The sequence below is a fragment of the Streptomyces sp. NPDC013457 genome (assembly GCF_043089925.1).
Lineage (GTDB): Bacteria > Actinomycetota > Actinomycetes > Streptomycetales > Streptomycetaceae > Streptomyces.
Map to the genome: position 1 here is coordinate 14,818 of NZ_JBICBL010000009.1, position 19,328 is coordinate 34,145.

Sequence of the window (19,328 nt, forward strand, 5' to 3'; positions counted from 1 at the left end):
TTTTTGTCCGAAACGGGTAACAGGGCGCCCACCCCTGGAGCGGCTGGCGCACCTAGACTTGTCGCTCGATGGACTGCCAAGAGCCCAGGGGTGGTTGACGGTGCGTAGGGCGCGCAAGGCGTGGCTGGTGGCCGGTGGGGTCTTCGGCGTGTGCCTGAGCTTCGTCGCGCTGCTCGTCGTCGGTACGTACGCCGCCGCCGCCGGTCTCTTCGGGGGCGCCGGGGACGCCAGGAACGGCACCGTGGGGCTGGCCAAGGGCGCCGTGCCCGCCGCGTACCAGGGGCTGGTCCAGCAGTGGGGGAACCTCTGCCCCGCCATCAACCCGGCCCTGCTCGCCGCGCAGCTCTACCAGGAGAGCGGCTGGAACCCGAGGGTCGTCTCGCCGGCGAACGCCATGGGCATCGCCCAGTTCATCCCCGGCACCTGGGCCGGCCACGGCATCGACGGGGACGGGGACGGCGACCGGGACGTGTGGGACCCCAAGGACGCGATCCCCTCGGCCGCCTCGTACGACTGCGAGCTCGCCGGCTATGTGAAGGACGTGCCGGGCGATGCCACGAACAACATGCTCGCGGCGTACAACGCGGGTGCCTACCGGGTCATCAAGTCCGGTGGCGTGCCGCGGATCAGCGAGACGCAGAACTACGTACGGATCATCCGGTCGCTGGAGAAGAGCTTCGCCCGGCCCGTCGGTCGCGTCGAGCCCTCACGGCAGGCCGCCGGAGCGATCTACTACGCGCAGCAGAAGCTCGGGACGCCCTACCTCTGGGGCGGTACCGGAACCGCGGCGCAGAATGGCCGATTCGACTGCTCCGGGCTGACCCAGGCCGCGTACCTCAGCGTCGGGATCGAGCTGCCGCGTGTCGCCAACGACCAGTACAACGCCGGTCCGCACCCCTCCCGCGACGAACTGCTCCCCGGCGACCTGGTCTTCTTCTCCGACGATCTGACCAACTCCCGCGCCATCAGGCACGTCGGCATCTACGTCGGAGGCGGCTACATGATCGACGCGCCGCGAACCGGTGCCGTCATCCGTTTCGACAAGATCGATACGCCTGACTATTTTGGTGCGACCCGGGTGACCAAGGACGGCGCGGCGGCTCTGCCGACGCATCTGCCGCAGAGCTGACACCGCGTCGGCCGGGCAGCGGCCATGGCCGGAACTCTCCGTTAAGCACAGGCCCTGAGCAGCGACGGCGCGTCACTCTTCGGTAACGTCGGAGTGATCGTCGAGGAAGAGCGGAACGTACGCCTCAGGCGGTTCGTTCCCTGATCCGACCGCTCACGGTCGACTCACGTGACAAGGCAAGGGGCCGCAGCAGATGGCTGGACTCGCATCGGACGGTTCGAACCCCGATGTCAGCCTGCTCTACGACATCAACGGGCTGGCGCGGGAAGCTCCGCCCTGGCTCGACCGCGTCATGGGTTTCGTCGGCGAGTACGGGATCATGCTCGCCCTCGTCCTCGTCGCGCTCTGGTGCTGGTGGAGCGTCCGCCGCCGCGGCACCCTCACCGACTCCGTCTCGGCCGTCGCCGCGCTCGTCTGGGCCCCGCTGGCCGCCGGCGTCGCCGTGCTCGTCAACGTCCCCATCCGGGGCTTCGTCGAACGGCCCCGGCCGTTCAACGACCACCAGGGCCTCGAGGTCCTCGTCGACGGCAAGACCGACTTCTCGTTCGTCTCCGACCACGCCACCCTGGCGATGGCCATCGCCGTCGCGCTCTTCGTCGCCCACCGCAGGCTCGGCCTCGCCGCCATCGGTCTCGCCTTCGCCGAAGGCTTCTGCCGGGTCTACATGGGCGTCCACTACCCGACCGACGTCATCGGCGGCTTCGCCCTCGGCACGGCGGTCGCGCTGCTGCTCGCGCCGATCGCCCACGCCCTGCTGACCCCGCTGGTCTCGGCGATCGCCCGCTCGAAGCACGGCGCCCGGCTCGTCCGCTCCCGGCGCGCAGCCGACCGGTCCTCGCTGCCGGAGACCCTGGACATTCCCGAGCCCCGGCTCGGCCAGGGGACCGGGGAGAACGATCTCGCCGCCTAGAGCGTGTCCGCCCCGATGTGGTGGTCCGCGCTGAACCGTCAGAGGGCCCGCACTCCGCCCTGGTGGAGTGCGGGCCCTCTCGTATGACCGCCGGCCCCAGGTGGGGGGATGTCTGTGCCGGCGGCAGGAGCGGCCCACCATGCGCTCCACGCCCGCCTGCCCCGCGTCCGTCGATTCATGCGTGCCCGAAGTGGTGGACCGAACGGCACACGGGCGGCGGTGGAACCGGGCGGTCGTCCCTGGGCATCAGGTCGTCGTCACCTGTCGGCAGGCAGGGCCTCGGGGCCCACCCGGTGGTTACGCCGTCTTCCGCGTGTCCGCCGTGTGCGACGCCGCGTCCGTGCGGGCCTTGTCCCGGGATCTTCGCGCCGGGCCCTTCCATCCGCAGCTGCAGTGGGCGACCGCGAAGGAGCCTCGTTCGGTCGTGGTCGCGTGATGCGGGGACTGCTCGTGCACGGATCCACCGTACTGCGCGTGACGGGTCGTCCAGGCCGTCGTTATGCGGATCGGGCGGTCCCGGACAAGCAGCGGTACGGCGTTGGGGGTTGGCAGGCGATGGTGGTGCAGCGGTACGGGCGTCCGGGAGCGGCGTGGGCCGTCGCCGCGGCGCTGATGGCGGGCGGATGCTCCGAGGCGCAGGACGCCAAGCCCGGCGGAGACCCGACGCGGACCGTGCGGGGCGCGGCCGAGGTGCTGACCCGGGCCGGCACCTCCAAGGCCAGCACCAGCATGGAGATGGCGGCCGGCGGGACGCGGGTGACCATCCGCGGCGAGGGCGGTTACGACTTCCGCCGCCGCACCGGCAGCCTCCGGGTCGTCCTGCCCAAGGACCCCGCCGGGGCCAGTGAGCACCGGCCCGTCACCGAACTCCTCGCCCCCGGCGCCCTCTACATGAAGAACCGCGGCGCCGGCGTCCCGGCCGACAAGTGGGTCCGCGTCGACACCACCACCCTCGACGACGGCAACCTCATCACCGGCGGGGCCACCGACCCGGCCGCCGCAGCCGAGCTGCTGCGCGGCGCGCAGCAGGTGACCTATGTCGGCGAGGTCGACCTGGCAGGGGCGAAAGTCAGCCACTACCGCGGTGTCGCGGACATCGCGGTGGCCGCGCGGGCCGCCTCTCCGCAGGTGCGCGGTGCGCTCGCCGCGGCGGCGAAAGGGTTCGCCACGGACACCGTCCCCTTCGACGTGTATCTGGACGCGGAAGGCCGGCTGCGCAAGGTCCGGCACCAGTTCACCTTCGCCAACCAGGGGCGTACGGTCGCGGTCGCGTCGACGACCCTGCTGTACGGGTTCGGCACCCCCGTCGACGTGCGGCTGCCGCACCGTAAGGACATCTACGCCGGGAAGATCAAGGTGTAGGGGCGGCGGGAAGCCACCCGCAGGCCATTCCCAAATGGTCCGGACGAGTCATGCGCGGTGCGTGGCGCGCTCCCTACGCTGGGAGACCGACGCCGCCAGGAAGAGGTGAATGCGCGTGGCTCCGCCCAGTACCGCGACAGTCCCCACTGACCAGGACTGCGTCGCTCTCGCCGAGATCGAGCTCTGCGGTGAACTGATCATCGCGGCGTCGGCGGCCGACGGGGAACGGCTCAGCGCCGACCGGATCGACGAGGTGCTGAGGGTCGCGGCGGAGCGGGCCGGCGGTTGCTGCTGACCGGCCGCCGTTCACCGGCCGGCGCCGACCGACCGGGGTGACCGGCCGCCGTTCCGGCCGGGGCCGTCGTCGGCGGCCCCGCGGTCTCAGGTACGCATCATCCGCGCGATGGCCTTCGTGGCCTCCTCGACCTTGGCGTCGATCTCGTCGCCGCCCTTGGTCGCGGCGTCGGCGACGCAGTGCCGCAGGTGTTCCTCGAGGAGCTGGAGCGCGAAGGACTGCAGGGCCTTGGTGGAGGCGGAGACCTGGGTGAGTATGTCGATGCAGTACGTGTCCTCGTCGACCATCCGCTGCAGACCGCGGATCTGACCCTCGATCCGGCGCAGCCGCTTGAGGTGCTCGTCCTTCTGCTTGTGGTAGCCGTGCACGCCGTGGTCGTGGTCGGTGCCGGGTGCGGCAGTGTCGGGGGTGACCTCGGCCGCCTCGGTGGTCGTCATCGCGTCCTCCCGTTGTCCAGAAAGGGTAGATATACCCCTCGTGGGTATATGGTACCGATCCCCGCCGATCCGGGCGGGGGCCCGTGCAGATCACTGTGCCTGATGGGCGACACTGAAGGGACGCCGGTTAGCCGTGGCCGGATGATGCGCCTAGCATCAGCCTGACCGAAACCCAGCACCCCGAGGACCCCACGTGCGATTTCGTCTGACCCCCAGGGAGACGAGCTTCTACGACATGTTCGCCGCGTCCGCGGACAACATCGTCACGGGCTCGAAACTCCTGATGGAACTGCTCGGAGCGGAGCCTTCCGCCCGGGCCGAGATCGCGGAGCGGATGCGGGCAGCGGAACACGCCGGTGACGACGCGACCCACGCCATTTTCCACCAGCTGAACTCCTCGTTCATCACGCCGTTCGACCGCGAGGACATCTACAACCTCGCGTCCTCCCTCGACGACATCATGGACTTCATGGAGGAGGCCGTCGACCTGGTCGTCCTCTACAACGTCGAGGAGCTGCCCAAGGGTGTCGAGCAGCAGATCGAGGTGCTGGCCCGCGCGGCGGAGCTGACTGCCGAGGCGATGCCGCACCTGCGGACGATGGACAACCTCACCGAGTACTGGATCGAGATCAACCGGCTCGAGAACCAGGCCGACCAGATCCACCGCAAGCTTCTCGCCCACCTCTTCAACGGCAAGTACGACGCCATCGAGGTCCTCAAGCTCAAGCAGATCGTGGATGTGCTGGAGGAGGCGGCCGACGCGTTCGAGCACGTGGCCAACACGGTGGAGACCATCGCGGTCAAGGAGTCCTGAGGCTTCGTGGACACCTTCGCGCTGATCGTGACCATCGGTGTCGCGCTCGGCTTCACCTATACCAACGGCTTCCACGACTCGGCGAACGCCATCGCCACCTCGGTGTCGACGCGGGCGCTGACCCCGCGGGCCGCCCTCGCGATGGCGGCGGTGATGAACCTCGCCGGCGCGTTCCTCGGCAGCGGTGTCGCCAAGACCGTCAGTGAGGGCCTGATCGAGACGCCGCACGGTGACAAGGGGATGGGCATCCTCTTCGCCGCGCTCGTCGGCGCGATCATCTGGAACCTGGTCACCTGGTACTTCGGCCTGCCGTCCTCCTCCTCGCACGCGCTGTTCGGCGGCATGGTGGGCGCGGCGCTGGCCGGCGGTACGGAGGTCATCTGGGGAGGCGTGCTCGACAAGGTCGTCATCCCGATGTTCATTTCGCCGGTGGTCGGTCTGATCTGCGGCTACCTGGTGATGTGCCTGATCCTGTGGCTGTTCCGCAAGACGAACCCGCACAAGGCGAAGCGCGGCTTCCGTATCGCGCAGACGGTGTCGGCGGCGGGCATGGCGCTGGGCCACGGTCTGCAGGACGCCCAGAAGACGATGGGCATCGTGGTGATGGCCCTGGTCATCGCCGATGTGCAGCAGTCCGGGGACGACATCCCGGTGTGGGTCAAGATCGCGTGTGCGGTGATGCTGTCGCTGGGTACGTACGCGGGTGGCTGGCGGATCATGCGGACGCTCGGCCGGAAGATCATCGAGCTCGACCCGCCGCAGGGCTTCGCGGCGGAGACGACGGGTGCGTCGATCATGTTCGGCTCGGCGTTCCTGTTCCACGCGCCGATCTCGACGACGCACGTGATCACGTCCGCGATCATGGGCGTGGGCGCGACGAAGCGGGTGAACGCGGTGCGGTGGGGTGTCGCGAAGAACATCATCCTCGGCTGGTTCATCACCATGCCGGCCGCGGCGATCGTGGCGGCGCTGAGTTTCTACGTGGTCCAGCTCTTCTTCGGCTGACGGGCGCCACGGCGGGGTCGGGGTGCTGCTGGGGGTCCGGGGGTCATCCCCCGGGGGATGCAGTATCACCATGCCGGCCGCGGCGATCGTGGCGGCGCTGAGTTTCTACGTGGTCCAGCTCTTCTTCGGCTGACGGGCGCCACGGCGGGGTCGGGGCGGCAGCCTCGGACCCCCACAAATGGTCGGGCCCGGCTCCCCTGTAGGGGAGCCGGGCCCTTTCGTCTGCGGTGGCACCGCCATGCAGCACCGCAGGACGCCACGCGGCCGAGCCGCATGGTCTGTGTGGGCTATCCGAAGCGGCCGGAGATGTAGTCCTCGGTCGCCTGGACGCTCGGGTTGGAGAAGATCCGCTCGGTGTCGTCCAGCTCGATCAGCTTGCCCGGCTGGCCCACGGCCGCCAGGTTGAAGAAGGCCGTACGGTCCGAGACACGGGCGGCCTGCTGCATGTTGTGCGTCACGATGACGATCGTGAAGCGCTCCTTCAGCTCGCCGATCAGGTCCTCGATCGCCAGCGTCGAGATCGGGTCGAGGGCCGAGCAGGGCTCGTCCATCAGCAGGACGTCGGGCTCGACCGCGATGGCGCGGGCGATGCAGAGACGCTGCTGCTGGCCGCCGGAGAGGCCGGAGCCCGGCTTGTTCAGGCGGTCCTTGACCTCGTTCCAGAGGTTCGCGCCCTTGAGGGAGCGCTCGACGATGTCGTTGAGCTGGGACTTCTTGTACGAGCCGTTCAGCCGCAGACCCGCCGCCACGTTGTCGAAGATCGACATGGTGGGGAAGGGGTTCGGGCGCTGGAACACCATGCCGACCGTGCGCCGCACGGCGACCGGGTCGACCCCGGCGCCGTACAGGTCCTGGTCGTCCAGGAGGACCTTGCCCTCGACGCGGCCACCGGGGGTGACCTCGTGCATGCGGTTCAGGGTGCGCAGGAACGTGGACTTGCCGCAGCCGGAGGGGCCGATGAAGGCCGTCACCGAGCGGGGCTCGACGGTCATCGAGATGTCGTCGATCGCCTTGTGGGCGCCGTAATAGGCGGAGAGGCCGCTGACGTCGATTCGCTTGGCCATATCAATTCACTTCCAGAGGTGACCGCGGTCAGCGGCCGGTCTTCGGGGCCTTCCAGCGGGCGATGCCGCGGGCCACCAGGTTGAGGATCATGACGAAGGCGATCAGGACGAGCGCGGCGGCCCAGGCGCGGGCCACGGCGGCGTCGGTGCCGACCGCGTACTGCTCGTACACGTAGAGCGGCAGCGAGGACTGGGCGCCTTCGAAGGGGTTCGGGTTGATCAGCTTCGTACCGAACACGAGGAGCAGGATCGGGGCCGTCTCACCGGTGATGCGGGCGACCGCGAGCATGACGCCCGTGGTGATGCCGCCGATCGCGGTGGGGAGGACCACCTTCAGGATCGTGCGCCACTTCGGGATGCCGAGCGCGAGGGAGGCCTCGCGCAGCTCGTTCGGGACGAGCTTGAGCATCTCCTCGGTGGAGCGGACGACGACCGGCATCATCAGGATCGCGAGGGCCATCGCGCCGGCGAATCCGGAGGGCCCGAAGCCCAGCATCAGATTCCAGGTGGCGAGGATGAAGAGGCCCGCGACGATCGACGGGATGCCCGTCATGACGTCGACGAAGAAGGTGACGGCCTGGGCGAGCTTCCCGCCGCCGTACTCGACGAGGTAGACCGCGGTCAGCAGGCCGATCGGCGCGGCGATCAGGGTCGCGATGAGTACCTGCTCGATCGTGCCGAGCAGCGCGTGGTAGACACCGCCGCCGGCCTCGGCGTCGAGGACGCCGTTCATCGAGTGGCTGAGGAAGTACGGGTCGAGGACTGCCAGGCCCTTGCTGATCGTGACCCAGGCGAGGGAGAGCAGCGGGATCACGGCCAGGATGAAGCAGACCCAGACGAGGCTGGTCGCGACCCGGTCCTTGGCCTGGCGGCTGCCCTCGACCTTGGTGGTGATCGCGTACGTCGCGAGGACGAAGAACAGGGCGGCGATCAGGCCCCACTGGATGCGGCTGTGCCAGCCGGCCGCGAGACCGAGGCCGACGGCGGCGGCGATCGACCCTATGGCGGTGGCGAGGGGGGTCCAGCGGGGGAGCCGGGCGTGCTGGAGCGGGTCGTGCTTGACGACGCTCTTCACGGGCGGGCGGTCCTGTATGGCGTGGTGGCTCATGCGTTGGCCCCCGAGTACTCCTTGCGGCGGGCGATGATCCATCGGGCCGCGCCGTTGACCAGCAGGGTGATGACGAAGAGGACGAGGCCGGAGGCGATCAGCGCGTCACGGCCGAACTCGTTGGCCTCGTTGAACTTCGCGGCGATGTTCTGGGCGAAGGTGCCGCCGCCCGGGTCGAGCAGGTGACCCGAGATGAGGAAGCTGGGGGAGAGCACGACGGCCACGGCCATCGTCTCACCGAGCGCGCGGCCGAGGCCCAGCATCGAGGCGGAGATGATGCCCGAACGCCCGAAGGGGAGGACCGACATGCGGATGACCTCCCAGCGCGTGGCGCCGAGGGCGAGGGCGGCCTCTTCGTGCATCTTCGGGACCTGGAGGAAGACCTCGCGGGTCACGTTGGTGATGATCGGGAGGATCATGATCGCCAGCAGGATGCCCACGGTGAAGAGGGAGCGGGCGACGCCGTCGCTGGACTTGTCGAAGATGTACGTCCAGCCCAGGTACTGGTCGAGCCAGAGGTTCAGGCCGGCCAGGTACGGGACGAGGAAGATCGCGCCCCAGAGGCCGTAGATGATGCTGGGCACGGCGGCGAGCAGGTCGACCACGTACGCGAGCGGCTTGGCCAGCTTGCGCGGGGCGTAGTGCGAGATGAACAGCGCGATGCCGATCGCGACCGGCACGGCGATGACCATGGCGATGATCGACGAGACGACCGTGCCGAAGGCGAGGACCGCGATGCCGAAGACCGGCGGGGCACCCGCGGGGTTCCACTCGAAGGTGGTGAAGAAGTTCGTGGAGTCCTTGGAGACCGCGAGGATCGCGCGGTAGGTGAGGAAGCCGGCGATGGCGGCCATGATCACCAGGAGCGTGATGCCGGATCCCCGGGACAGTCCGAGGAAGACCCGGTCGCCCGGGCGGGACGCGCTCTTCGCGCGTCGGCCGTTTCGTATGGGTGGTGTGGTTGTCGTAACCATCGGTCTCTCCGGTCTGCGGAGACGTACTGCGTACGGCTCCTGGCGGCGGTGCACCGGATGCCGGGCCGGTCCGTCACGCGGGGCGACGGACCGGGCCCGGCCGGGGATCAGGACAGGGTCGGGACGATCTCGCGGACCTTGGTCGCGATGTCGGCCGGGAGCGGGGCGTAACCGGCCTCGGAGAGGACCTTCTGGCCCTCCTCGCTGACGGTGTAGTTGAGGAACGCCTTCAGGGTCGGCAGGGTCTCCGCCTTGTTGCCCTTGTCGCAGGCGATCTCGTAGGTGACGAGGATCAGCGGGTAGGCGCCCTCGGCCTTGGTGGCGTAGTCGAGGGAGAGGGCCATGTCCGAGCCCGTGCCCTTGACCTTCGCGGCGGCGATGGCCTTGGAGGCGTTCTCCGGGGTGGCCTCGACCGGGGCGGAGGCGCCGGTGTTCACCTTGACGGTGGAGATCTTGTTGGCGGTCGCGTAGGAGAGCTCGAAGTAGCCGATGGAGCCCTCGGCGTCCTTGACCGCGGTGGCGACACCGGAGGAGCCGTTGGCGGCCTGGCCACCCGGGGCGGGCCACGACTTCGTCTTCGGGTCGTGCTTCCAGTCGGCCGGGGCGGCGGTGGAGAGGTACTTGCCCAGGTTCTGGGTGGTGCCCGACTCGTCGGAGCGGTGGAACGCCTGGATGTTGGTGTCCGGCAGCTTGACGCCCGGGTTCAGCTTGGCGATCGCCGGGTCGTTCCACTTCTTGATGTCGGTGTTGAAGATCTTGGCGATCGTGGAGGCGTCCAGGACCAGGTTGTCCACGCCGTCCAGCTTGTAGCCGATGGCGATGGGGCCACCGACCATCGGCAGGTTGATGCCCTTGCCGGTCTTGCAGATCTTCGCCGACTCGGCGACCTCTTCGTCCTTCAGGGCGGAGTCGGAGCCCGCGAAGGCGACCTGGCCCTGGTTGAACTTGGTGATACCGCCGCCGGAGCCGATGGCCTGGTAGTTGACCTCGACGCCGGAGCACGCGGCCTGGAAGTTCTTGACCCAGAGGTCCATGGCGTTCTTCTGCGCGGACGAGCCCGCGGCGAGGAGCTGGCCCTTGGCGCCGTCGCACTTGATGTTCGACGCGGCGGCCGAGGTCTTGTCGCCGTTCGCCGGGGTACCGCTGTTGTTGTCCGAGCCACACGCCGACAGCACGAGGGCGCCGGAGACGACGAGGGCACCGATCGCGGAGGCGCGAAGCCCGTTCATGCGCGAAAGCTTCACTTTCGGGTGTTCCTTCCAGAAGCCGCCAGCCGCGGACCGGTTGTCCTGAACGTTGTACGGCGGTGTGTGTCGGGGTGCTGGGTGCAGCGCTGTGCCTCTGCACCGTGTACGACCGAAATTAGGCAGAACAGGTGAAGCGGCCGACGGGGGAGGGTGAACGGAAAGTGAACCGTGCCGGAAGGCGCGGTGCGGGGCCCTCGGGCGGGCGGCGGAACGCGGACCCCGGGGCGACGGCCCCCGAGGCGCCGTGGGCCCCGTTCGACTGGGACCACGCGCTCGGCCGCCCGCCGACGCGGCGGTGCGGCCGGGCGACGCGGCGGTGCGGCCGGCTGCTGCGGTGCCGCCGGCTGCTGGGGCGGACGGACGTCGGTGCCGCCTGACGGTCGGGACCGCCGGCCGCTGGGCCTGCCGCGCGTCGGGGCAGGCCGGCCGCCGGTGCTGTCGGGCGCCGGTCTGTCGGGCGTCGGTGCCGTTGGCTGCTGTCGCTGCCGGGCGCTGGTGCCGCCGGACGTCGGGACCGCCGGCCGCCGGGCCTGCTGGGCGTGTCGGGGCAGGCCGGGCGCTGGTGCCGCCGGGCGTCAGGGCCGACCGGGCGTCGGTGCCGCCCGGACGTCGGGACTGCCGGCCGCCGGGCCTGCCGGGCCTCGGGGCGTCCGGGTGTCGGGGTGGTCAGAGCGTCAGGGCGTCCAGGAGTGTTCGGTCGCGGGGCTGGGTCAGGCGCAGGCGCGCCCTGTCACGGGGCAGCCACTCCACGCGGTCGACCTCCTTCGACGGGGTGAAGGTGCCGCCGAGGGCGCGGGCCGACCAGTACGTGACCTCCTTCGGCTGCCCGTTCGCCCAGTAGCGGGCCGACGGGAGGCGGGCGCCCAGGACGCAGGACTGGCCGGTCTCCTCCCGTACCTCTCGCAGCGCGCACTCCTCGACGGACTCGTCCCGCTTCAGCTTCCCCTTCGGGTGCGACCAGTCGTCGTACTTGGGCCGGTGGACCAGGGCGATCTCGATGCCCTGGCCCGAGGGAGCGGGGCGCCACAGGACGCACCCCGCCGCCCGGATCACGGGACGGGCGCCGTGGCGGGCTGCCAGGCGCGTTGGAAGGCGAAGCGGGAGGCTTCCACCTCGTGGCGCTGATCCGCGTGGAGGACGCCGAGGGCGTACGCGGTGGCGGGGGCGATACGGGGCGTGCGGGCCGCGGCGGCGGCCGCGGCGGCCGCCTCGGAGGCGTCGCGGTGGCGGTTCAGCGCCCGGCCGGCCTCGTCGAGGACCGGGTCGGGGGCGGCGTCGCCGTTCAGCACCTCGCAGGCGTACCGGTGCAGCCGCAGCAGCAGCCGGGTCTGGTGCCAGGGCGCGTCCTGGGCCTCGCCCGCCGCGAGACCGAGGGCGTCGGCGTTGTACGGGTGGGCCGCGCGGGCCAGCGGCAGGACGGAGACCGCGTCCAGGAGGCGGCGCTCGACGACCGCGGCCGGGGCGTCGAGGACCTCGATCGCCTGGGCCGCCCCCGCGGGCCCGAGCGGAACCTCGGAGGCCAGGAGCGCGACGGCGTCCGCGACCGCGTGGAAGCGGGAGGAGCCCAGCGCCTGGAGGGCGGCCGAGTGGGCGCGCGTCCGGGCCAGGGTGAGCTGGCGTTCCAGCAGGGCGCCGGCCCGGGCGGCGCCGACCGTCAGCCCCGCGCTCTCGGCGCCGCGCGCGGCGGGCACGGGTCCCCCGGGGCCCGGCGCGCCGGAGCCGTGGCCCCCGTTCGACAGGCGGGACAGGGCGTCCACCAGCCGGATGAGCCGGGCGGTGCAGGCGTGCTCCAGGGCGAGCGTCCCGGAGAGCCAGGCCAGCTCCGTGCGGAGCTGGTCGGCCCAGGGGGCGTCGAGGAGCGGACGGAAGGTGTGCAGCGTGCCGCCGATGCGGCGGGCGGCGGCGCGCAGGGACCGGGCGGCCTCCTCCGCGCCGGCGGTGTCCGCGCCGCTCTCCGTGTGCAGGCGCAGGGCGCGCAGGAAGTCTCCGGCCCGCGCCTGGAGGTAGGGGGAGAGGACCTCTCCCGCCGTGACGCCCGCAGTGGCGGAAAGGTGGTCAGGGTTGTGCACGCCGGCGCCTCCGCGCGTCGATGAGCATCTCCTGCACGTGCCGCAGGGGCTGGCCGTCGGCGTCGGTCGCGTGCCGCGTCCAGTTCCCGTCCGGGCCGAGGTGCCAGGAGGAGGTGGTGTCGGACATTCCGGTCTCCAGGAGCCGACTCAGGGCCGCCCGGTGGGCCGGGTCGGAGACCCGGACCAGCGCCTCGATGCGCCGGTCGAGGTTCCGGTGCATCATGTCGGCGCTGCCCAGCCAGACCTCGGGCTCGCCGCCGTTGCCGAAGGCGAAGACCCGGGAGTGTTCGAGGAAGCGGCCGAGGATCGAGCGGACCCGGATGTTCTCGGAGAGGCCGGCGACGCCCGGGCGGATCGCGCAGATGCCGCGGACCCAGATGTCGACCGGGACGCCCGCCTGCGAGGCCCGGTAGCAGGCGTCGATGATCGCCTCGTCGACCATCGAGTTGACCTTGATCCGGACGTAGGCAGGGCGGCCCGCGCGGTGGTGGGCGATCTCCTGGTGGATCCGGGAGACCAGTCCGTCCCGCAGGGACTTCGGGGCCGTGAGCAGCCGGCGGTAGGTCTCCCGGCGGGAGTAGCCGGAGAGCCGGTTGAACAGGTCGGAGAGGTCCGCGCCGACCTGCGGGTCGGCGGTCAGCAGGCCGAGGTCCTCGTAGAGCCGGGCCGTCTTGGGGTGGTAGTTGCCGGTGCCGACGTGCGAGTAGCGGCGCAGGACGTCGCCCTCCTGGCGGACCACGAGGGACAGCTTGCAGTGCGTCTTCAGGCCGACGAGGCCGTAGACGACGTGGCAGCCGGCCTCCTCCAGCTTGCGCGCCCACTTGATGTTGGCCTGCTCGTCGAAGCGGGCCTTGATCTCGACGAGGACGAGGACCTGCTTGCCGCTCTCGGCGGCGTCGATCAGCGCGTCGACGATCGGGGACTTGCCGGAGGTCCGGTACAGCGTCTGCTTGATCGCGAGGACGTCGGGGTCGGCCGCGGCCTGCTCCAGGAAGGCCTGGACGGAGGTGGAGAAGGAGTCGTACGGGTGGTGCAGCAGCACGTCCCGTTCCCGCAGCGCCATGAAGATGTCGGGCGCGGAGGCGGACTCGACCTCGGCGAGGTCCCGGTGGGTGCCGGCGACGAACTTCGGGTACTTCAGCTCGGGCCGGTCGAGTCCGGCGATCCCGAAGAGGCCGGTGAGGTCGAGCGGGCCGGGCAGCGGGTAGACCTCGGCGTCGGAGACCTTCAGCTCGCGGACGAGCAGGTCGAGGACGTACGGGTCGATGGACTCCTCGACCTCCAGGCGGACCGGCGGGCCGAAGCGGCGGCGCAGCAGCTCCTTCTCCAGGGCCTGGAGAAGGTTCTCGGTGTCGTCCTCCTCGACCTCGAGGTCCTCGTTCCGGGTCACCCGGAACATGTGGTGGGCCAGCACCTCCATGCCGGGGAAGAGCTCCTCCAGGTGCGCCGCGATGACGTCCTCCAGCGGGACGTACCGCTCGGGGGAGGCCTCCAGGAAGCGGGAGAGCAGCGGCGGCACCTTGACGCGGGCGAAGTGGCGGTGACCGCTGACCGGGTTGCGGACGACGACGGCCAGGTTCAGGGAGAGGCCAGAGATGTACGGGAAGGGGTGCGCCGGGTCCACGGCCAGCGGGGTGAGGACCGGGAAGATCTGCTGCCGGAACAGGGTGAAGAGACGCGCCTGCTCCTTCTCGGTCAGTTCGGGCCAGCGGATCAGGTGGATGCCCTCGTCGGCGAGGGCCGGGGCGACGTCCTGCTGGTAGCAGGCGGCGTGCCGGGCCATGAGCTCGCGCGAGCGGGTCCAGATCAGCTCCAGGACCTCGCGGGGCTGCAGACCGGAGGCGGAGCGGGTGGCGACGCCGGTGGCGATACGGCGCTTGAGACCGGCCACGCGCACCATGAAGAACTCGTCGAGGTTCGACGCGAAGATCGCGAGGAAATTAGCCCGTTCGAGGAGGGGGGTGTTGGGGTCCTCGGCCAGTTCGAGGACGCGTTCGTTGAACGCGAGCCAGCTGCGCTCCCGGTCGAGGAAGCGGCCCTGGGGAAGTTCGCCGCCCGAGGTGTCGTCCTCGTACGCGTCGAGATCGGCGTCGAGGTCCGGGTCGAGGTCGGAGCCCCGCTCCGGGTTGACGGTGTGCGGGCGGTGCGCGGCTATGGAGCCGACCGTGGGCTGGGCGTTCTGCCGCGTGATCGGCTCGTCGCTCCGGCTGCTTTTCGCGGCGGGCCTGGCGGACGGCTTCGCGGGCGTCTTGGGGGCCGTCTTGGCGTTCTTCGCGGACGGCTGGACCGGGACCTCGGCAGGCTGCTTGCTCATGGCCCCATTCTTCCGCGCGAAGGGGTGGTCGGGCGCGTCGGAGCGGGCCGTGGGCGCGGGGAGTCTCCCTTTGGGGAGCGCGTTGGGGGTCGCGGGCACGACGGGCTTCATTGCGTGAGCGTCGCAAGCGCGTCTGAATGGCCGGTAACGACGACATGACGTGCGGGAATCCATGCGCAACGTGTGCCGCTACGAAATCCGGGGGCGGACGGGCGAGAGGTAGCACGCCGGAACGGCCGGTGGCAAGCAGAAGGGCCGGGCGGATGCCCGGCCCTTCTCCGTACCGCCTCTTCGTCAGACGTCCGCCTCGGCCCGTGCCCGGCGCCGCCGGGTCCTGTGGACCAGGGCCGCGAAGGCCAGCAGGGCCGCCGGGTACAGCAGCACCCAGCCGAACCCGGCCAGCATCGCCACGACCGGGGCTCCGGCCACCAGCGCGAGGAGCCGCTGGGCTGGGCGCGTGTACAGCTTGGCGTAGCTGAGCACGGCGATCGCGTAGCCGATGACGAAGTTCACCGTGGAGAGCTGGAAGACCATCGTCAGGCTGATCAGGTCGAACGCCTCGACGACCACCACCCCGCCGAACATCAGCACCGACAGCAGTACGGCGGGCCGGGGCGCGCCGGAGCGGGCGTCGACCCGGGCCAGCGTGTCCGGCAGGAGACCGTCCCGTGCGGTGGCGAACACGATCCGGGAGGTCGCCCAGGTGCCGCCCATCAGGGTCGCGAAGATGATCGCCGCGCCCAGGGCGGCCGCGATCCGGCCGCTCGCGTCGCCGAGGACCTGCTCCAGGACGGCGACGACCGGCGCCTCGGAGAGCAGCGGGTCGTCGGGTGCGACGACGAGCTGGACGGCGAGGGATATGCCCAGGTAGAGCGCGACGACGATGACGAAGGTGATGCCGATGACGAGCGGGAAGTCCCGCTTCGGGTTGCGGTACTCCTCGGCCGTCGACGAGACCAGCTCCCAGCCGGTGAAGGCGAAGAACACCAGGCCCACGGCGGGCAGGGCGGCCAGCCACTCGGTCGGCGGGACCACGTCGCCGTGCAGGGAGCCGGAGTCCACCATCGCGGGGGCGAAGGCGACCAGGGCGAGGAGCAGCAGCAGACCGATGGTGACCGCCGACTGGATGCCGCCGGCCAGCCGGGAACCGGCCGCCTGGAGCAGACCGATGACCACCAGGTAGCCGAGGGCCACCCAGCCGCCGATGCCGCTGTCGCCGAGGAGTGCGGCGACGTAGTTGCCGCCGCTGATCGCCATCGCCGCTCCGCCGAACGCGCAGGCGCCGATGAGGATGACCGACGCGACGGTGGAGCCCGGTGAGCCGAACGCGGCCTGGGCGAAGCCCTGGACGCCGCCGGCGGTCGGGTAGCGGGCTCCGAGCCGCGCGAAGACGACGAGGAGCGGAAGGACCACGACGGCCGCCGAGAGCCAGGCGTACACGGCGCTGGAACCGACCTGGTCGTAGGCGAGGCCCGGCAGGACGAGGAGCCCGCTGCCGATGATCATTCCGGTGGCGACACCGACGCCCTTGGGGACGGTCAGGGTCTTGTGGAGTTCCGAACTCGACGCTTCAGGAGGGGTTGTGGTGGAGCCGGGTTGGCCGGTGCTCGGCTTGCGCTCCTCGGACGTCTGTCCCTCATTCGTGACTGCCATTACCTCACCTGGGTGTGTGGGACCTGTTCGCGGGGCCGACCAGCACGCGCGTGCCATCATGCGCGGCACGGAACCCGAGTGGGGAGTCCTTCTTCAGCCGCCAGGGCTCCGGAAGGGTCTGAATGGCTTGTTTCCAGTGGGAGCCGGTGTCCGAAGGGCTGTTGGAGAGCGTGATGCCCTCGGCCAGGTCGAGTTCGAACCAGATCACGACGGCGTGGGCGGCTCCGTCCTCCAGCGGAGCGATCTCGAACGCCCGTGAGGCCGGTTCGATGTCCTGGGCGAAGTCGAAGTGGAAGATCTCGACCGGGTCGGTGAGCGGGCGGTACCGGTAGTTGGTGAGGGTGGTGGAGAAGTACTCCAGCGAGGTGAGAGAGGCGAAGGGGCTGAAGTCGAAGCCCTCGACCTCGCCGACATGGTTGAGCGAGTGCAGCTCGGGGCTCTCCACGAACTGGGCGAAGAGCCGGCCGGAGCGGGGCAGCACGGTCGCGTCGGGGGTGAGCAGCTCCCGCCGGGCGTGCTTCAGCGCGGGTACGGCGAACTCGCCGAGCAGCGCGCAGTCGAAGATCTCGGTGACCAGGACGTCGGCCCGGCGCGGCAGGTCCACGCCGACGCGCAGGTCCGTGGAGAGTCCGGAGACGACGCTGACGACGTTGTCGTACCCGTTCTGCCGGACGATCTCGCGGGCGGTCGCGGAGACGACGTCGACGGCCTCGACCGTGACGACCCGCTGCGCTCCGGAGCGGGCGGCGAGCAGCGCGAGGAGACCGCCGCCGGTGCCGATGTCGAGGACCAGCTGCCCGTCGCCGACGACCTGCTGGATCGCCTTGGCGTACGCCTGGTTGCGCTCGGTGTCGTTCATCATGCCGAAGTGCCAGCGCGGGACGAGGGCGCGCACGGCGCGGTTGATCTCGCGCCGGTAGCGCTCGCCGTCGCCGGCGGTGTCGCAGCGGGCCGCGGCGCTGAACAGGTCGTAGGCGCGCTCGAACTGACGCTGCGCCATGGCCTCCTCGCCGAGCGCGAGCAGGGTCTGGCAGGGGTCGGCGGAGTCCGCGGGACGGCGGGGTGCCAGCAGGTCGAGGGGTGTGTCTTCCGTGGCGGTGAGGGTCATGCCGCGTTCACTCCTGCTCGGACCATGGTGTGGATGGGGACGGGCGTCTCATCTCCGGCGGGGAGGTACACGGTGACGGTGTGTCCGACGCGCACGGCGGGGTGCGAGCGGTCACAGAGCCGGTCGACCGGGAACAGGCCGCCGTGCCAGGGGCAGACGAGCCTCCCCTCTTCGACCTCGCCGAGGTGGAGCGGGCCGCCGCGGTGGGGGCAGCGGCTGCTCAGGACGTGCACGGCGTCGTCACGTTCCATGACGAAGTAGATCTCGTCGCCGGCGACGAGCGCGTTGTGCTCGGTGCGGTCGAACTCCGCCCGGGTGCGGGGCTTCGCGGGGGCGGCCGCGGCCCCCTTCGTACGGGCGCTCACGCGGCCGGTCCGGTGGCGACCTGGGTACGGGACTCGGCCCGGACGCCGTAGAGGCGGCCGGCCGGGACGACGACGGACCTGCCCTGCGGCACGCGCAGCGGGTCGCCGGTGGCGGAGGTGTACAGCAGGGCCTCGCCGCCGCGGACGTGCAGACGGGTGTCGGCGGAGGCGACCTGGGTGTCGAAGGGGCTGTCGCTGTCGAGCTCCACGACCTCGCCGGCCGGTGCGTCGGTCTTCGACGGGGCGTCGGAGAGCGCCGGGTCCCAGGTGAGCTGGGCCAGCAGGTCGGCGCCCGCGAGGCGGTCGAGGAGCTGGATCTCCTCGACGCCCTGGAGCAGGCCCTTGACGGCGACGGGGCCGTGCTTGAGGGCGAGCGGGATGAGCAGGTCGTCGATGGCCATCCGGCCGTGGTGCTGGTCGATGTGCGCGTGCTCGTCGCAGTAGCGGGTGTCGACGTCCTTGCCGTACACGTCGCGGAAGACCTTGGTGAGGTCGCCGAACCAGGCGGCGAAGGTCGCCTCCAGGAAGGCCATCGCGCCGATGTAGCGGAAGAAGCCGGTGCGGTTCCGGGTCGCCCAGTAGAAGTAGTTGTTGATCGCGATCGAGCTGGGCAGGTAGAAGAACCAGTAGTGGTGCGAGGTGGTGGCCATGCCGACGCTGGAGCAGAGCTCCATGAAGAGCGTGCTGTGCTTCGCGGGGAAGACGCCGTAGCCGAACTCGTCGACGAAGATCTTGAAGAGCTCGCTCTGCTCCGGTCCGAACGCGCCGCCCAGGTTCTGCGACATCGCCGTGGCCTCGGTCAGACCGTCGAGCGCCATCTGGACGATCTGCGTACCGGCGGCCGTCCTGGGTGAGGCGGCGGAACGGATCGCGTCGAACACCGGGCGGTTGCCGGGGCTGTTGGCCAGGTCGACGGAGCGGCGCAGATGGGCGCGGAGGGTGTCTTCGTCCCACTGCCCGGTGACGCCGACGGAGTCGTCGAGGAAGCCGAAGGCGAAGCGCTCCGCCTCGGGGCGGATCCGCTCGCCGGAGAGCCGGCTCTCGGAGTGGTAGAAGGCGTTGAAGTCGTCCTCGAACCTGCGCAGTCCGGCGGCGGGCAGGAACAGCGCGTCGCTCTCGTAGACGTTCATCAGCAGACGGTTCGCGAGCAGGCTCCGGTCGGAGGCGAACGTCTCCTCGACGAGGGGTGTGCCCCAGTCGATCCCGGCGATGCGCTCGGGGTTCAGGGGGCGGTGGTACGGGTTGTCCTTGATGAACGGTTCGCTGGTCGAGCGGAACTGTGAGAAGCGGCTGTACCGGACGCTCTCCTCGGTCAGGTTGCCGAAGGCGCTTTCCGGGCTGGTGCTCGTGGTCATCGTGGTCGTGCCCCTCCGTTACTGCACAGCGACAGTCGTCGTGACGCAGGCGATTGTGCGCAGGGGGGTCTGAAGAAGGTCTGAAGAGTGTCAGGCCCACGTTCTTCAGTCCCGGGCGG

At 70.5% G+C, this 19,328-nt stretch carries 18 protein-coding genes; 6 read left to right on the forward strand and 12 right to left on the reverse strand.

The window, feature by feature from the left end:
* The first annotated feature begins 100 nt into the window (after positions 1-100).
* From ACF1G2_RS24120 to ACF1G2_RS24135, 4 genes are all read left to right on the forward strand, one after another.
* The gene (locus ACF1G2_RS24120; protein WP_391800242.1) at positions 101-1,129 is read left to right on the forward strand and encodes an NlpC/P60 family protein; all 1,029 of its coding nucleotides are present in this window, start codon (positions 101-103) and stop codon (positions 1,127-1,129) included.
* A 193-nt stretch (positions 1,130-1,322) separates the two neighbouring features.
* Positions 1,323-2,039: a phosphatase PAP2 family protein gene (locus ACF1G2_RS24125; RefSeq protein WP_391800243.1), complete on the forward strand. Its 717-nt coding sequence runs from the start codon at positions 1,323-1,325 to the stop codon at positions 2,037-2,039.
* A 555-nt stretch (positions 2,040-2,594) separates the two neighbouring features.
* Positions 2,595-3,401, forward strand: coding sequence for a hypothetical protein (locus ACF1G2_RS24130; protein ID WP_391800244.1), 807 nt, complete (start codon positions 2,595-2,597; stop codon positions 3,399-3,401).
* A gap of 109 nt (positions 3,402-3,510) precedes the next feature.
* Entirely contained in the window at positions 3,511-3,696 is a 186-nt protein-coding gene (locus ACF1G2_RS24135) for a hypothetical protein (protein WP_391800245.1), read from the forward strand.
* Positions 3,697-3,782: 86 nt separating this feature from the next.
* Here ACF1G2_RS24135 and ACF1G2_RS24140 read toward each other — a convergent pair whose 3' ends face one another.
* Entirely contained in the window at positions 3,783-4,133 is a 351-nt protein-coding gene (locus ACF1G2_RS24140; RefSeq protein WP_391800246.1) for a metal-sensitive transcriptional regulator, read from the reverse strand.
* Between the two features lie 193 nt (positions 4,134-4,326).
* On the opposite strand from ACF1G2_RS24140, the gene ACF1G2_RS24145 reads away from it, so the two are divergent.
* Positions 4,327-4,947 (forward strand): DUF47 family protein, encoded by a 621-nt coding sequence (locus ACF1G2_RS24145; protein WP_361436756.1) that lies wholly within the window; start codon positions 4,327-4,329, stop codon positions 4,945-4,947.
* Positions 4,948-4,953: 6 nt separating this feature from the next.
* Positions 4,954-5,952: an inorganic phosphate transporter gene (locus ACF1G2_RS24150; protein ID WP_352192558.1), complete on the forward strand. Its 999-nt coding sequence runs from the start codon at positions 4,954-4,956 to the stop codon at positions 5,950-5,952.
* A 287-nt stretch (positions 5,953-6,239) separates the two neighbouring features.
* Here ACF1G2_RS24150 and pstB read toward each other — a convergent pair whose 3' ends face one another.
* The 11 genes from pstB to ACF1G2_RS24205 form a co-directional block, all read right to left on the reverse strand.
* The gene (pstB, locus tag ACF1G2_RS24155) at positions 6,240-7,016 is read right to left on the reverse strand and encodes a phosphate ABC transporter ATP-binding protein PstB (RefSeq protein ID WP_352191341.1); all 777 of its coding nucleotides are present in this window, start codon (positions 7,014-7,016) and stop codon (positions 6,240-6,242) included.
* A 28-nt stretch (positions 7,017-7,044) separates the two neighbouring features.
* Entirely contained in the window at positions 7,045-8,124 is a 1,080-nt protein-coding gene (gene pstA / locus ACF1G2_RS24160; protein ID WP_391800247.1) for a phosphate ABC transporter permease PstA, read from the reverse strand.
* The gene (gene pstC, locus ACF1G2_RS24165; protein WP_391800248.1) at positions 8,121-9,098 is read right to left on the reverse strand and encodes a phosphate ABC transporter permease subunit PstC; all 978 of its coding nucleotides are present in this window, start codon (positions 9,096-9,098) and stop codon (positions 8,121-8,123) included. The genes pstA and pstC overlap by 4 nt, the downstream gene beginning before the upstream one ends.
* Positions 9,099-9,205: 107 nt before the next feature.
* On the reverse strand, positions 9,206-10,342 hold the full coding sequence (gene pstS, locus ACF1G2_RS24170) for a phosphate ABC transporter substrate-binding protein PstS (protein ID WP_391800249.1): 1,137 nt from the start codon (positions 10,340-10,342) through the stop codon (positions 9,206-9,208).
* Between the two features lie 669 nt (positions 10,343-11,011).
* On the reverse strand, positions 11,012-11,398 hold the full coding sequence (locus tag ACF1G2_RS24175) for an NUDIX hydrolase (RefSeq protein WP_391800250.1): 387 nt from the start codon (positions 11,396-11,398) through the stop codon (positions 11,012-11,014).
* Positions 11,395-12,414 (reverse strand): CHAD domain-containing protein, encoded by a 1,020-nt coding sequence (locus ACF1G2_RS24180; protein WP_391800251.1) that lies wholly within the window; start codon positions 12,412-12,414, stop codon positions 11,395-11,397. The genes ACF1G2_RS24175 and ACF1G2_RS24180 overlap by 4 nt, the downstream gene beginning before the upstream one ends.
* Complete coding sequence (locus ACF1G2_RS24185) at positions 12,401-14,728, reverse strand: RNA degradosome polyphosphate kinase (RefSeq protein WP_391800252.1); 2,328 nt, start codon at positions 14,726-14,728, stop codon at positions 12,401-12,403. Before ACF1G2_RS24185 ends, ACF1G2_RS24180 begins: the two co-directional genes overlap by 14 nt.
* 294 nt (positions 14,729-15,022) lie before the next feature.
* Positions 15,023-16,381, reverse strand: a complete 1,359-nt coding sequence (locus ACF1G2_RS24190) for an APC family permease (protein WP_391800253.1) — start codon at positions 16,379-16,381, stop codon at positions 15,023-15,025.
* Positions 16,382-16,385: 4 nt separating this feature from the next.
* A complete protein-coding gene (locus ACF1G2_RS24195; protein WP_391800254.1) occupies positions 16,386-17,489 on the reverse strand; it encodes a 50S ribosomal protein L11 methyltransferase in 1,104 nt (367 codons plus the stop codon).
* Positions 17,486-17,854, reverse strand: coding sequence for a Rieske 2Fe-2S domain-containing protein (locus ACF1G2_RS24200; protein ID WP_352191349.1), 369 nt, complete (start codon positions 17,852-17,854; stop codon positions 17,486-17,488). The genes ACF1G2_RS24195 and ACF1G2_RS24200 overlap by 4 nt, the downstream gene beginning before the upstream one ends.
* Positions 17,851-19,209, reverse strand: coding sequence for an iron-containing redox enzyme family protein (locus ACF1G2_RS24205; protein ID WP_391800255.1), 1,359 nt, complete (start codon positions 19,207-19,209; stop codon positions 17,851-17,853). Before ACF1G2_RS24205 ends, ACF1G2_RS24200 begins: the two co-directional genes overlap by 4 nt.
* Positions 19,210-19,328 lie beyond the last annotated feature (119 nt).

Coding starts and splice junctions, on each gene's coding strand:
- ACF1G2_RS24125 (WP_391800243.1), top strand. CDS start 1,323: ATGGCTGGACTCGCATCGGACGGTTCGAACCCCGATGTCAGCCTGCTC.
- ACF1G2_RS24130 (WP_391800244.1), top strand. CDS start 2,595: ATGGTGGTGCAGCGGTACGGGCGTCCGGGAGCGGCGTGGGCCGTCGCC.
- ACF1G2_RS24135 (WP_391800245.1), top strand. CDS start 3,511: ATGCGCGTGGCTCCGCCCAGTACCGCGACAGTCCCCACTGACCAGGAC.
- ACF1G2_RS24140 (WP_391800246.1), bottom strand. CDS start 4,133: ATGACGACCACCGAGGCGGCCGAGGTCACCCCCGACACTGCCGCACCC.
- pstB (WP_352191341.1), bottom strand. CDS start 7,016: ATGGCCAAGCGAATCGACGTCAGCGGCCTCTCCGCCTATTACGGCGCC.
- pstA (WP_391800247.1), bottom strand. CDS start 8,124: ATGAGCCACCACGCCATACAGGACCGCCCGCCCGTGAAGAGCGTCGTC.
- pstC (WP_391800248.1), bottom strand. CDS start 9,098: ATGGTTACGACAACCACACCACCCATACGAAACGGCCGACGCGCGAAG.
- ACF1G2_RS24185 (WP_391800252.1), bottom strand. CDS start 14,728: ATGAGCAAGCAGCCTGCCGAGGTCCCGGTCCAGCCGTCCGCGAAGAAC.
- ACF1G2_RS24190 (WP_391800253.1), bottom strand. CDS start 16,381: ATGGCAGTCACGAATGAGGGACAGACGTCCGAGGAGCGCAAGCCGAGC.
- ACF1G2_RS24195 (WP_391800254.1), bottom strand. CDS start 17,489: ATGACCCTCACCGCCACGGAAGACACACCCCTCGACCTGCTGGCACCC.
- ACF1G2_RS24205 (WP_391800255.1), bottom strand. CDS start 19,209: ATGACCACGAGCACCAGCCCGGAAAGCGCCTTCGGCAACCTGACCGAG.